The sequence below is a fragment of the Streptomyces sp. NPDC001599 genome (assembly GCF_042893535.1).
Classification (GTDB): domain Bacteria; phylum Actinomycetota; class Actinomycetes; order Streptomycetales; family Streptomycetaceae; genus Streptomyces.
In genome coordinates, this window is the sequence record NZ_JBIAVA010000002.1 from 670,108 (window position 1) to 682,557 (window position 12,450).

Annotated in this window: 9 protein-coding genes; 6 read left to right on the forward strand and 3 right to left on the reverse strand. The window is 71.9% G+C overall.

The genetic code is table 11. The features are described 5' to 3' along the window. Positions 1-476 precede the first annotated feature (476 nt). From ACFYZ3_RS07765 to ACFYZ3_RS07785, 5 genes are all read left to right on the forward strand, one after another. A complete protein-coding gene (locus ACFYZ3_RS07765) occupies positions 477-1,985 on the forward strand; it encodes a xanthine dehydrogenase small subunit (protein WP_388514619.1) in 1,509 nt (502 codons plus the stop codon). Beyond that, positions 1,982-4,399: a xanthine dehydrogenase molybdopterin binding subunit gene (gene xdhB / locus ACFYZ3_RS07770; protein WP_388514620.1), complete on the forward strand. Its 2,418-nt coding sequence runs from the start codon at positions 1,982-1,984 to the stop codon at positions 4,397-4,399. The genes ACFYZ3_RS07765 and xdhB overlap by 4 nt, the downstream gene beginning before the upstream one ends. A 1-nt stretch (position 4,400) precedes the next feature. Further along, on the forward strand, positions 4,401-5,210 hold the full coding sequence (gene xdhC / locus ACFYZ3_RS07775) for a xanthine dehydrogenase accessory protein XdhC (RefSeq protein WP_388514621.1): 810 nt from the start codon (positions 4,401-4,403) through the stop codon (positions 5,208-5,210). A 191-nt stretch (positions 5,211-5,401) separates the two neighbouring features. Beyond that, the gene (locus tag ACFYZ3_RS07780; RefSeq protein ID WP_159324081.1) at positions 5,402-5,905 is read left to right on the forward strand and encodes a nucleoside deaminase; all 504 of its coding nucleotides are present in this window, start codon (positions 5,402-5,404) and stop codon (positions 5,903-5,905) included. A gap of 146 nt (positions 5,906-6,051) precedes the next feature. Further along, a complete protein-coding gene (locus ACFYZ3_RS07785; RefSeq protein WP_388514623.1) occupies positions 6,052-8,094 on the forward strand; it encodes a thioredoxin domain-containing protein in 2,043 nt (680 codons plus the stop codon). Positions 8,095-8,123: 29 nt separating this feature from the next. On the opposite strand, the gene ACFYZ3_RS07790 is transcribed toward ACFYZ3_RS07785, so the two are convergent. From ACFYZ3_RS07790 to ACFYZ3_RS07800, 3 genes are all read right to left on the reverse strand, one after another. After that, positions 8,124-8,852 (reverse strand): Mut7-C RNAse domain-containing protein, encoded by a 729-nt coding sequence (locus ACFYZ3_RS07790; protein WP_388514625.1) that lies wholly within the window; start codon positions 8,850-8,852, stop codon positions 8,124-8,126. A gap of 33 nt (positions 8,853-8,885) precedes the next feature. Beyond that, a complete protein-coding gene (locus tag ACFYZ3_RS07795; RefSeq protein ID WP_388514626.1) occupies positions 8,886-9,533 on the reverse strand; it encodes a TetR family transcriptional regulator in 648 nt (215 codons plus the stop codon). 74 nt (positions 9,534-9,607) lie between these two features. Beyond that, positions 9,608-10,312 (reverse strand): hemolysin III family protein, encoded by a 705-nt coding sequence (locus tag ACFYZ3_RS07800; protein WP_388514628.1) that lies wholly within the window; start codon positions 10,310-10,312, stop codon positions 9,608-9,610. A gap of 286 nt (positions 10,313-10,598) precedes the next feature. Between ACFYZ3_RS07800 and ACFYZ3_RS07805 the strand changes: the two genes are divergently transcribed. Beyond that, positions 10,599-12,449, forward strand: a complete 1,851-nt coding sequence (locus ACFYZ3_RS07805; protein ID WP_388514629.1) for a phosphoenolpyruvate carboxykinase (GTP) — start codon at positions 10,599-10,601, stop codon at positions 12,447-12,449. The last annotated feature ends 1 nt before the right edge of the window (position 12,450 follow it).

Here is a 12,450-nt window from a genome sequence, read left to right on the forward strand (position 1 = left end):
CAAGTGTCCTGCGACGAGGAGACCCTGGGGAGGGGTGGTCCGCACCGGCCGGGAAAATCGACGAATTCCGCTCTTGACCCCGGTGACCGCAGCCACTAATTTGCGTGGGAAGCAGACCCATGACTACCGACAGGAGGCGACCGGCAGATGTACACCAACTCTGACCTGAGTCGCCTCGCCCGCCGCACCGTGTGGGTTTCGGGTCGGGTCGCGCACGGCTGCTGACACGCCGTTCCGCTGTGCCCCCGCGTGGCACATTCCGGGTTTCTCCCTCACTTTCACCACTTCACGGCATGCCCTTGTCGCGTGCCGATTTGCGCTCGCTCATCTCCTGCGGCGCGTCCGGACTCAGAAAGCTGCCTGAAATTGGCGAACATGATGAATCCAGCTGTCCCGAATCGACCTGTCCCGAATCCACCTGTCCCGAATCGACCCGTCTCGAATCGACCCGCCCCGAGTCGAAATGAAGGTCTGTCATGGTGACGGCACGGATCACGGTCAACGGAAAAGAAGCGCCCATCGCCCCGGCCGCCCCGCACACCACGGTGCTCGACTTCCTGCGCGAGCGCGGCCTCACCGGCACCAAGGAGGGCTGCGCGGAGGGTGAGTGCGGCGCCTGTTCGGTCCTGGTGGCCCGCCCGGGGGTGAACAAGCCCACCGACTGGGTGCCGGTCAACGCCTGCCTGGTCCCGGTCGCGGCGCTCGACGGGCAGGAGGTCGTCACCTCCGAGGGCCTCGCCACCGTCGAGGCGCCCGGCACACCGCCCGTCCTGCACCCGGTGCAGGAGGAGATGGCGGTCCGCGGCGGCTCCCAGTGCGGTTACTGCACGCCGGGATTCGTCTGCAGCATGGCGGCCGAGTACTACCGGCCCGACCGCTGCGCACACGCGGCCCAGGGCGCGGACCCGAGCGCTGCCGACAGCGCCGACAGCGCCGACAGCGCCGACCGCGGTGACGCCGAGCACGGCCCGAACGGCTTCGACCTGCACGCGCTCAGCGGCAACCTGTGCCGCTGTACCGGCTACCGGCCGATCCGCGACGCCGCCTTCGCCGTCGGCACGCCCACAGACGAGGACCCGCTGGCCCGGCGCCGTGAGCAGGACCCGCCCGCGCCGGTCGCCACCGAGTACCGCCAGGACGACAGCGCCTTCCTGCGCAGGAGCACCCTGGCCGAGACCCTGCGGCTGCTGCGCGAGCGCCCCGACGCGGTGGTCGTCGCCGGAAGCACCGACTGGGGCGTCGAGGTCAACATCCGCTCCCGCCGGGCGGACTGCGTGGTCGCCGTCGACCGGCTGTCCGAACTGCGCGACCTGCGGGTCGAGTCCGACCACGTCGAGATCGGGGCCGCGCTGACGCTCACCGAGATCGAGCGCCGCCTGGACGGCAGCGTGCCGCTGCTGGCGCAGCTGTTCCCGCAGTTCGCGTCCCGGCTGATCCGCAACGGCGCGACCCTGGGCGGCAACCTGGGGACCGGCTCGCCCATCGGCGACAGCCCGCCGGTGCTGCTCGCGCTGGAGGCGTCGCTGGTGCTCGCCGATGCCGACGGAGAGCGCGAGGTTCCGCTGGCCGACTACTTCACCGGCTACCGGCAGAGCGTGCGCCGTCCCGGCGAGCTGATCCGCGCCGTGCGCCTGCCGCTGCCGCTGTCGCCGGTCACCGCCTTCCACAAGATCGCCAAGCGGCGCTTCGACGACATCTCCAGCGTCGCCGTCGCTTTCGCGCTCGACGTCGAGGGCGGCACCGTCCGCAAGGCGCGCATCGGGCTCGGCGGCGTGGCCGCCACGCCGGTCCGCGCGCTCGCCACCGAGGCCGCCCTGGAGGGCAGGCCGTGGACCACCGAGACCGCCGAAGCCGCGGCCGAGGTGCTGCGGGGCGAGGGCACGCCGATGAGCGACCACCGGGCCAGCGCCGGCTACCGGGCCGCGATGCTCGGCCAGAGCCTGCTGAAGCTGTACGCACAGACCACCGAGGCGGTGCCGTCATGAGCCACCTGTCCGAGCGTCCCGAGAAGCCCGTCGTCGGCGTCTCCATGCCGCACGAGAGTGCCGTCCAGCACGTCACCGGCACCGCGCTGTACACCGACGACCTGGTCCAGCGCACCAAGGACGTGCTGCACGCCTATCCGGTCCAGGTCATGAAGGCCCGCGGGAGGGTCACCGCACTGCGCACCGGACCCGCCCTCGCGGTGCCCGGCGTGGTGCGGGTGCTGACCGGCGCCGACGTGCCCGGCGTCAACGACGCCGGTATGAAGCACGACGAGCCGCTCTTCCCCGACGAGGTCATGTTCCACGGCCACGCGGTCGCCTGGGTGCTCGGCGAGACGCTGGAGGCGGCCAGGATCGGCGCGGCGGCCGTCGAGGTGGACCTCGACGAACTGCCCTCCGTGATCACGCTCCTGGACGCCATCGCGGCGGACAGCTACCACGGTGCCCGTCCCGTCATGACGCACGGCGACGTCGACGCGGGCTTCGCCGACTCCGCGCACGTGTTCACCGGCGAGTTCCAGTTCTCCGGCCAGGAGCACTTCTACCTGGAGACGCACGCGGCCCTCGCCCAGGTCGACGAGAACGGGCAGGTGTTCATCCAGAGCAGCACCCAGCACCCGTCCGAGACCCAGGAGATCGTCTCGCACGTGCTCGGGGTGCCCTCCCACGAGGTGACCGTGCAGTGCCTGCGGATGGGCGGCGGCTTCGGCGGCAAGGAGATGCAGCCGCACGGGTTCGCGGCCGTCGCCGCGCTCGGCGCCAAGCTCACCGGCCGCCCGGTGCGGTTCCGGCTCAACCGCACCCAGGACCTGACCATGTCCGGCAAGCGGCACGGGTTCCACGCCACCTGGAAGATCGGCTTCGACACCGAGGGCCGCATCCAGGCACTCGACGCCACGCTCACCGCGGACGGCGGCTGGAGCCTGGACCTGTCCGAGCCGGTGCTCGCCCGGGCGCTCTGCCACATCGACAACACGTACTGGATCCCCAACGCCCGTGTCGCCGGGCGCATCGCGAAGACCAACACGGTCTCCAACACCGCCTTCCGCGGCTTCGGCGGACCGCAGGGCATGCTGGTGATCGAGGACATCCTGGGCCGCTGCGCGCCCCGGCTCGGCGTGGAGGCCAAGGAGCTGCGCGAACGCAACTTCTACCGGCCGGGCCAGGGCCAGACGACCCCGTACGGGCAGCCGGTCACCCAGCCCGAGCGGATCGCCGCCGTCTGGCAGCAGGTCCAGGACAACGGCCACGTCGCCGACCGCGAGCGCGAGATCGCCGCCTTCAACGCCGCGCACCCGCACACCAAGCGGGCCCTCGCGGTCACCGGCGTGAAGTTCGGCATCTCGTTCAACCTCACCGCCTTCAACCAGGGCGGCGCGCTGGTGCTGATCTACAAGGACGGCTCCGTCCTGATCAATCACGGCGGCACCGAGATGGGCCAGGGCCTGCACACCAAGATGCTCCAGGTGGCCGCGACCACGCTGGGCATCCCGCTGCACAAGGTGCGCCTCGCCCCGACCCGGACCGACAAGGTGCCCAACACCTCCGCCACGGCGGCCAGTTCCGGAGCCGACCTGAACGGCGGGGCGGTGAAGAACGCCTGCGAGCAACTGCGCGAACGGCTGCTGCGGGTGGCCGCGAGCCGGCTGGGCTCCAACGCCGCGGACGTGCGCATCGTCGAGGGCGTCGCACGCACCCTCGGCAGCGACCGGGAACTGGCCTGGGACGACCTCGTACGCACCGCGTACTTCCAGCGGGTCCAGCTCTCCGCGGCCGGCTACTACCGGACCGAGGGGCTGCACTGGGACGCCAAGACCTTCCAGGGGTCGCCCTTCAAGTACTTCGCCATCGGCGCCGCCGCGACCGAGGTGGAGGTGGACGGCTTCACCGGCGCGTACCGCATCCGGCGGGTGGACATCGTGCACGACGTCGGCGACAGCCTGTCCCCGCTGATCGACATCGGCCAGGTCGAGGGCGGGTTCGTGCAGGGCGCGGGCTGGCTGACCCTGGAGGACCTGCGCTGGGACACCGGTGAAGGACCGAACCGCGGCCGCCTGCTGACCCAGGCCGCCAGCACGTACAAGCTGCCGAGCTTCTCCGAGATGCCCGAGGAGTTCAACGTCACCCTCCTGGAGAACGCCACCGAAGAGGGTGCGGTGTTCGGGTCCAAGGCGGTGGGCGAGCCTCCGCTGATGCTGGCGTTCTCGGTGCGCGAGGCGCTGCGGCAGGCGGCCGCCGCGTTCGGGCCGCGGGGGACGGCCGTCGAGCTGGCCTCGCCCGCCACGCCGGAGGCGGTGTACTGGGCGATCGAGTCGGCCCGGCAGGGCGGCACCGCCGGGAACGGCCGCGTCCGCGACGAGGCGGCCGTCGGCGGCGCGGTCCGCACCGGTGTGGAAGCGCTGAGCGGTGCCTGACATGACCTGGATCGCCGCGGTCGCACGGTTGCGGGCCCGCCGGGAGCCCGGCGTGCTGGTGACCGTCGCGACCGTGCGCGGCCACGCCCCACGCGACGCCGGTGCCAAGCTCGTCGTGGGGCGGACCGGGACCTGGGGCTCGATCGGCGGTGGCAACGTCGAGGCCGTCGCCGTCGACCGGGCCCGGGAGATGATCGCCGCGGCCGCACCGGAACCGAAGATGCTGGACTTCGCCCTCAACGACAAGGTGACCAACCGGCACGGCGTGCAGTGCTGCGGCGGCACCGTCGCGGTGCTGCTCGAACCACTGCCGGTGGTCCGGGCGGTGGCGGTCTTCGGCGTCGGGCACGTCGGTCTGGAACTGGCGCGCATCCTGGCCCGCCAGGACCTCGACCTCCACCTGATCGACAGCCGCGCCGAGCTCCTGACCGAGGAGCGGCTCGGCGTGCTGGCGGACCCGGTGGCGCAGGTGCACACGCACCACACGCCGCTGCTGCCGGAGGAGGTGCTGGCCGAGCTGCCGCCCGGCACCCACGTCCTGATCATGACCCACGACCACGCCGAGGACGCCGCCCTGTGCGACGCCGCCCTGCGCACGGACCACCTCGGGTCCATCGGCCTGATCGGCTCGGCCGCCAAGTGGACGCGGTTCCGCAAGCGCCTCGCCACCGAGGGCGGCCACGACGACGCCGTCATCGACCGCATCAAGACCCCGATCGGGCTGGCCGACATCACCGGCAAGGAGCCCGCGACCATCGCCGTGAGCGTCGCGGCGGACCTGCTGCGCACCTTCGAGGCCGACGGGGACTGACCCCTGCGGGGCGGTCGTCCGCCGTTGTAGGAATCTATGAAGCGCCGGTCGCAGCCTGCCCGTACTTCATGTTTTCGGCCCCTGGCCGGGTCTCGTCGCCGAGCTGTGTACTGCTCCTACGCCTCCTCCCTCGAAGCGCCCCGGCCCGCACGCCGTACTCCCGCACGCCGCCTGCCCAAGAAGGAGCACGCATGACCACCGACACCCTCGAGACCGGCATCCGCGAGTTCGAGCGCGCCTGGATGGACAAGGCCATCGAGCTGGCCACCACCAGCGTCCGCAACGGCGGCGGCCCCTTCGGCGCCCTGATCGCCAAGGGCGGTGAGATCGTCGCCCTCGGCAACAACCAGGTGACCGCGGGCCTCGACCCCACCGCACACGCCGAGGTCAGCGCCATCCGCGCCGCCTGCAAGACACTCGACACGTTCAGTCTGGAGGGCTGCACCCTCGTCACGTCCTGCGAGCCCTGCCCGATGTGCCTCTCCTCGGCCCTGTGGGCCCGCGTCGACCGCCTCGTCTTCTCCGCCGACCGCCACGACGCCGCCGTGGCCGGCTTCGACGACCGCAAGTTCTACGACCTGTTCGAGAAGCGGCCGCAGGCGAACTGGCCCATGACCGTCGAGCACCTCGACCTGCCCCACCGCACCCAGCCGTTCGACGCCTGGATCGCCAAGACCGACCGCGTCGACTACTGACGCCGACCACTGACGTCGACCACTGACGTCGACCACTGACGTCGACCACGGGGAAAAGCCTCTCCGAGACTCCGGCCGCCCCGTCCGTACGCCCCCCCACCCGTGGCGTATGGGCGGGGCGGCGGCGCGTGCGCGAGGATGGACGCATGCCCAACCGACTTGCGCAGGCGACGTCCCCCTACCTCCTCCAGCACGCGGAGAACCCGGTCGACTGGTGGCCGTGGGAGGCCGAGGCGTTCGAAGAAGCCCGGCGGCGCGGTGTCCCCGTCCTGCTGAGCGTCGGCTACAGCGCGTGCCACTGGTGCCACGTCATGGCGCACGAGTCGTTCGAGGACGGGCCCACCGCCGAGTACCTCAACTCGCACTTCGTGAGCGTCAAGGTCGACCGCGAGGAGCGTCCCGACGTCGACGCCGTCTACATGGAGGCCGTGCAGGCGGCCACCGGGCAGGGCGGCTGGCCCATGACCGTGTTCCTCACGCCCGACGCGGAGCCCTTCTACTTCGGCACCTACTTCCCGCCCGAGCCCCGGCACGGCATGCCCTCCTTCCGCCAGGTGCTCCAGGGCGTCCAGCAGGCCTGGGCGGAACGGCGCGACGAGGTCGACGAGGTCGCCGGGAAGATCGTGCGGGACCTCGCCGGGCGGGAGATCTCCTACGGCGACGCCGAAGCGCCCGGCGAGGAGCAGCTCGGGCAGGCGCTGCTCGGGCTCACCCGGGAGTACGACGCGCAGCGCGGCGGGTTCGGCGGGGCACCGAAGTTCCCGCCGTCCATGGTGATCGAGTTCCTGCTGCGCCACCACGCCCGCACCGGCGCCGAGGGCGCGCTCCAGATGGCGGCCGACACCTGCGAGCGGATGGCGCGCGGCGGCATCTACGACCAGCTCGGCGGCGGCTTCGCCCGCTACTCCGTGGACCGCGAGTGGGTCGTGCCGCACTTCGAGAAGATGCTGTACGACAACGCGCTGCTGTGCCGCGTCTACGCCCACCTGTGGCGGGCCACCGGCTCGGACCTCGCCCGCCGGGTCGCCCTGGAGACCGCCGACTTCATGGTGCGGGAACTGCGCACCGCCGAGGGCGGGTTCGCCTCGGCGCTGGACGCCGACAGCGACGACGGCACCGGGAAGCACGTCGAGGGCGCCTACTACGTGTGGACTCCCGCCCAGCTCACCGAGGTCCTCGGGGCGGACGACGCGGAACTGGCCGCGCAGTACTTCGGCGTGACCCAGGAGGGCACCTTCGAGCACGGCGCCTCCGTGCTGCAACTGCCGCAGCAGGACGGTGTCTTCGACGCCGCGCGGATCGCTTCGGTCCGGGAGCGGCTGCTCGCCGCGCGCGACGGCCGTCCCGCCCCGGGCCGGGACGACAAGGTGGTCGCCGCCTGGAACGGCCTGGCGATCGCCGCGCTCGCCGAGACCGGCGCCTACTTCGAACGCCCCGACCTGGTCGAGGCCGCCGTCGCCGCCGCCGACCTGCTGGTGCGCCTGCACCTGGACGAGCAGGTCCGGCTCACCCGCACCAGCAAGGACGGCAGGGCCGGTGGCAACGTCGGGGTGCTCGAGGACTACGCCGACGTGGCCGAGGGCTTCCTCGCGCTGGCGTCGGTCACCGGGGAGGGCGTCTGGCTGGACTTCGCCGGCTTCCTGCTCGACCACGTCCTCGTCCGCTTCACGGACGAGTCCGGCTCGCTGTACGACACCGCGGCCGACGCCGAGCAGCTGATCCGCCGCCCGCAGGACCCCACCGACAACGCCACCCCGTCCGGCTGGAGCGCCGCCGCGGGCGCCCTGCTGTCGTACGCCGCGCACACCGGCTCCGCACCCCACCGCACCGCCGCCGAGCGCGCCCTCGGCGTGGTGAAGGCGCTCGGCCCGCGCGTCCCGCGCTTCATCGGCTGGGGGCTGGCGGCCGCCGAGGCACTGCTCGACGGCCCGCGCGAGGTAGCCGTGGTCGCGCCGACGCCGGCCGACCCCGCCGCGCGGGGGCTGCACCGTACGGCGCTGCTCGGGACCGCCCCCGGCGCGGTCGTCGCCTTCGGCACCGAGGGGAGCGACGAGTTCCCGCTGCTCGCCGACCGGCCCCTGGTGGGCGGGGCCCCGGCCGCGTACGTCTGCCGTAACTTCACCTGCGACGCCCCGACCACCGACCCGGACCGCCTGCGTGCGGTGCTGGGCGTCGCCCCGGGCAGCTGAGGCCGTCCCGGGCAGCTGAGGCGGTCCGCTCAGGCGTCGCGGGTGCCGCTCACGGCGCGCTCCACGATCGCCTCCAGCTGCTCGTGGTGCGCGCCCCGCCAGTAGGCGCGGCCGCACGAGGTGCACTGGGCGAAGACGTCGTACGACCGCTGCGTGCCGCCCTTGAGCTGCTCCGCCACCTCTTCCTTGGTGGCCGTCCTGAGCAGTCCGTTGCAGGCGGTGCACCGCGTCCAGGGGCTCAGTACGGGCCGGAACCGCTCCAGGACCTCCTGGAGCTGCTCCTCGGGGCGGGTGCTGTAGACGTAGGCGCCGGCCCACAGCTCGCGGCGGCGCAGCAGTCCGCGGTCGCGGCTGAGCAGGACCCGCTTCTCGGCCGCCGACAGCGCGGCGAGCGCCGGGTCGCCCAGGTCGGTCGACTCGTACGCCGTGTCCACGCCGAGCAGCCGCAGCCGGCGGGCCAGGGTGCCGAGGTGCACGTCGAGCAGGAACCGCAGGGGAGCGCCGGGAACCTGCTGGGGGTGCTGGACGGGCCGCACGCGCACCGACTCGCCGCCCGCCGGGATGTGGCCGGGCGGCACCTCGCGGCCGTCGACGAGCAGGGCGCCGACCTCGGTCAGCGGGACCCCGAGGGACTCGACGAGGTGGCCGAGGGTGGAGACGCCGTCGGTGGCCGCGCGGGCGGCGCCGGTGGGGCGGGCGCGCGGGACGAACAGGTGCAGCTCGGGGGCGAACTCGACGTGGATCTCGGGACCGTTCACCCGGTCAGGATGCCACGGGCCGGGCCCCGGGCCTCAGTCTTTTCGGACGCCTTCCCGGAGGGCGGGCAGCCCGTTCTCCAGGGCGTCCAGGGCGCGGTCGACCAGCTCCGCCAGGCTCTCCTCGTGGTCGTGCTCGGCCCAGTACCTGGAGACCTCCATCAGACCGCCGACCAGGGACATCGACACGATCCTGACCTCGAGTCCGTCCGGGTCGAGGCCGGTGCGGTCGGCGATGGCGCGGGCGAGCATCCGGCCGGTGGCCGACATGTTCTCCAGCATGCGCGCACGCACCGCGGGGACCTCGGCCAGCAGCTGCGTCCGCAGCCGGGTCAGCTCGCCCTCCTCACCGGCGCCGAGGCCGAGGGCCTTGCGCAGCACGTGCCGCAGGGAGTCCGGCCACGGTTCCCCCGCGGGCCGGGCGGCGAGTTCCGCGGCCATGACCGGGTCGTACTCGTCCGTGAGGACGATGTCCTCCTTGGCCGGGAAGTAGCGCAGCACGGTCGACGGCGACACCTCGGCGCGCTCGGCGATCTGCTCGACCGTCGTGGCCTCGTACCCCCGCTCACGGATCAGCCCGTAGGTCGCGGCGCGGATCGCCTCACGGGTCTTGATCTTCTTCCGCTCCCGCAGACCCGGCCGCGGGACCTCGGCGGGGGAGGGGGCAGAACGTGCGGCGGTCATACGGATCATTCTCGGCCACGCGGCGACCACGCGGCGACCGTGCGGCGGCTGCGACCGGTGGCGGCTCGGGCGGCTCAGTACGCGACCAGCGAGATCCCCACGTAGTGCGCGATGAAGGCGGCCAGCGTGAAGGAGTGGAACACCTCGTGGAAGCCGAACCAGCGCGGTGAGGGGTTGGGGCGCTTGAGGCCGTAGATCACGCCGCCCGCGCTGTAGAGCAGGCCGCCGACGATCACCAGGACGAGGACGGCGATGCCGCCGGCCCGCATGAACTCGGGCAGGTAGAAGACGGCCGCCCAGCCCATGGCCAGGTAGCAGGGGGTGTAGAGCCAGCGCGGGGCGCCGACCCAGAAGACCCGGAAGACGATGCCGGCCGCGGCGGCCGCCCAGATGCCCCACAGCAGCCACTCGCCCTTGGCGCCGGGCAGCAGCAGCATCGTGAGCGGGGTGTAGGTGCCCGCGATGATCAGGAAGATGTTGGCGTGGTCGAGGCGGCGCAGTACGCCGTCCATGCGCGGGCTCCAGTTGCCCCGGTGGTAGAGCGCGCTGACGCCGAACAGCAGGCAGGCGGTCAGGACGTAGACGCCGCAGGCTATGCGGGCCTCGGACGTCTCGGCGAGCGCGGTGAGCACCAGTCCGGCGATCAGGACGGCGGGGAACATGCCGAGGTGCAGCCAGCCGCGCAGCTTCGGCTTCGCCGGTTGGGGGAGGGAGAGCGCTACAGGCCCGCGGCCGCCGGCCGGCAGGTCCCTGGGCGCGTCGGGGACGGACGCAGTCATGGGCGCATCGTACCTACGGTTCCGTAAGTTACGTATCAGTACGGACGTATGACGAACGGCGAGTGGCCATCGTCTCACGGGGGGCCCGGCGGGGCATCCCCGGTCCGGCGGCGTGGCGATCCTCACGCCGCTCAGTTGTGACGCCCTCTGGACAGATGGGCGCTCAGGTCGGATGATCAAATGAGTGCGGTCGACACCGGATGAGCGCCCACGAGGCACACGTCACGCATCCGGGTCGCAGCCCCCACGGGGCCTCCAACAAAAAACCCCTCATTTAGGAGCAATCGTGGCGCGCGACATCGCGGCTCCCCCCGTCCCCACCAACCACCAGGAACTGATCTCGTGGGTGAACGAGATCGCCGAACTGACCCAGCCGGACGCAGTGGTCTGGTGCGACGGATCCGAGGCCGAGTACGAGCGCCTGTGCGGGGAGCTCGTCGAGAAGGGCACGTTCCGCAAACTCGACCCGATCAAGCGCCCCAACTCGTACTACGCGGCCTCCGACCCCACCGACGTCGCGCGCGTCGAGGACCGGACCTTCATCTGCTCCGCCAAGGAGGAGGACGCCGGCCCGACCAACCACTGGAAGGACCCCGCCGAGATGCGGGCCATCTTTACCGGAGAAGGAAGCGGCTTCACCGGTGACAAGGGCGAGGGCGGGCTGTTCCGCGGCTCCATGCGGGGCCGGACCATGTACGTCGTGCCCTTCTGCATGGGCCCCCTCGGCTCCCCGCTCTCCGCACTCGGCGTCGAGATCACCGACTCCGCCTACGTCGCCGCCTCCATGCGCACCATGACCCGCATGGGACAGCCGGTCCTGGACGAGCTGGGCGACGAGGGCTTCTTCGTCAAGGCCGTGCACTCCGTCGGCGCCCCGCTGGAGCCCGGCCAGGCGGACGTCCCCTGGCCCTGCAACAGCACCAAGTACATCTCGCACTTCCCCGAGGACCGCGAGATCTGGTCCTACGGCTCCGGCTACGGCGGCAACGCCCTGCTCGGCAAGAAGTGCTATGCCCTGCGCATCGCCTCCGTCATGGCCCGCGACGAGGGCTGGCTCGCCGAGCACATGCTGGTGCTGAAGCTGACCCCGCCCACGGGTGCGCCCAAGTACGTCGCCGCCGCCTTCCCGTCGGCCTGCGGCAAGACCAACCTCGCCATGCTGGAGCCCACGATCTCCGGCTGGACCGTGGAGACCATCGGCGACGACATCGCCTGGATGCGCTTCGGCGAGGACGGCCGCCTGTACGCCATCAACCCCGAGGCCGGCTTCTTCGGCGTCGCGCCCGGCACCGGTGAGCACACCAACGCCAACGCGATGAAGACCCTCTGGGGCAACTCGGTCTTCACCAACGTCGCCCTCACCGACGACGGCGACGTGTGGTGGGAGGGCATGACCGAGGAGACCCCGGCCCACCTGACCGACTGGAAGGGCAACGACTGGACGCCCGAGTCCGGTACGCCCGCCGCGCACCCCAACGCCCGCTTCACCACGCCCGCCGCGCAGTGCCCGATCATCGCGCCGGAGTGGGAGGACCCCAGGGGCGTGCCGATCTCGGCGATCCTCTTCGGCGGGCGCCGCGCCAGCGCCGTACCGCTGGTCACCGAGTCCTTCGACTGGAACCACGGCGTCTTCCTCGGCGCCAACGTGGCCTCCGAGAAGACCGCCGCCGCCGAGGGCAAGGTCGGCGAGCTGCGCCGCGACCCCTTCGCCATGCTGCCGTTCTGCGGCTACAACATGGGCGACTACATGGGGCACTGGGTCGACGTGGCCAAGGACAAGGACCAGTCCAAGCTGCCGAAGATCTACTACGTCAACTGGTTCCGCAAGGACGACGAGGGCAGGTTCGTCTGGCCCGGCTTCGGCGAGAACGGCCGCGTCCTGAAGTGGATCGTGGAGCGCCTGGAGGGCAAGGCGGACGGTGTGGAGACCCCCATCGGCGTGCTGCCGACCAAGGAGTCCCTCGACACCGAAGGACTCGACCTCGCCGACGCCGACCTGGAGTTCCTGCTCAGCGTCGACAAGGAGGTGTGGCGCGAGGAGGCGGCACTCGTCCCCGAGCACCTGAACACCTTCGGCGACCACACGCCCGCCGAGCTGTGGGACCAGTACCGGGCCCTGGTGCAGCGCCTGGGCTGAC

What these genes read in the sequence shown, in the direction of transcription:
- ACFYZ3_RS07765 (WP_388514619.1), top strand. Translation starts at nt 477, where the DNA reads ATGGTGACGGCACGGATCACGGTCAACGGAAAAGAAGCGCCCATCGCC.
- xdhB (WP_388514620.1), top strand. Translation starts at nt 1,982, where the DNA reads ATGAGCCACCTGTCCGAGCGTCCCGAGAAGCCCGTCGTCGGCGTCTCC.
- xdhC (WP_388514621.1), top strand. Translation starts at nt 4,401, where the DNA reads ATGACCTGGATCGCCGCGGTCGCACGGTTGCGGGCCCGCCGGGAGCCC.
- ACFYZ3_RS07780 (WP_159324081.1), top strand. Translation starts at nt 5,402, where the DNA reads ATGACCACCGACACCCTCGAGACCGGCATCCGCGAGTTCGAGCGCGCC.
- ACFYZ3_RS07785 (WP_388514623.1), top strand. Translation starts at nt 6,052, where the DNA reads ATGCCCAACCGACTTGCGCAGGCGACGTCCCCCTACCTCCTCCAGCAC.
- ACFYZ3_RS07795 (WP_388514626.1), bottom strand. Translation starts at nt 9,533, where the DNA reads ATGACCGCCGCACGTTCTGCCCCCTCCCCCGCCGAGGTCCCGCGGCCG.
- ACFYZ3_RS07800 (WP_388514628.1), bottom strand. Translation starts at nt 10,312, where the DNA reads ATGACTGCGTCCGTCCCCGACGCGCCCAGGGACCTGCCGGCCGGCGGC.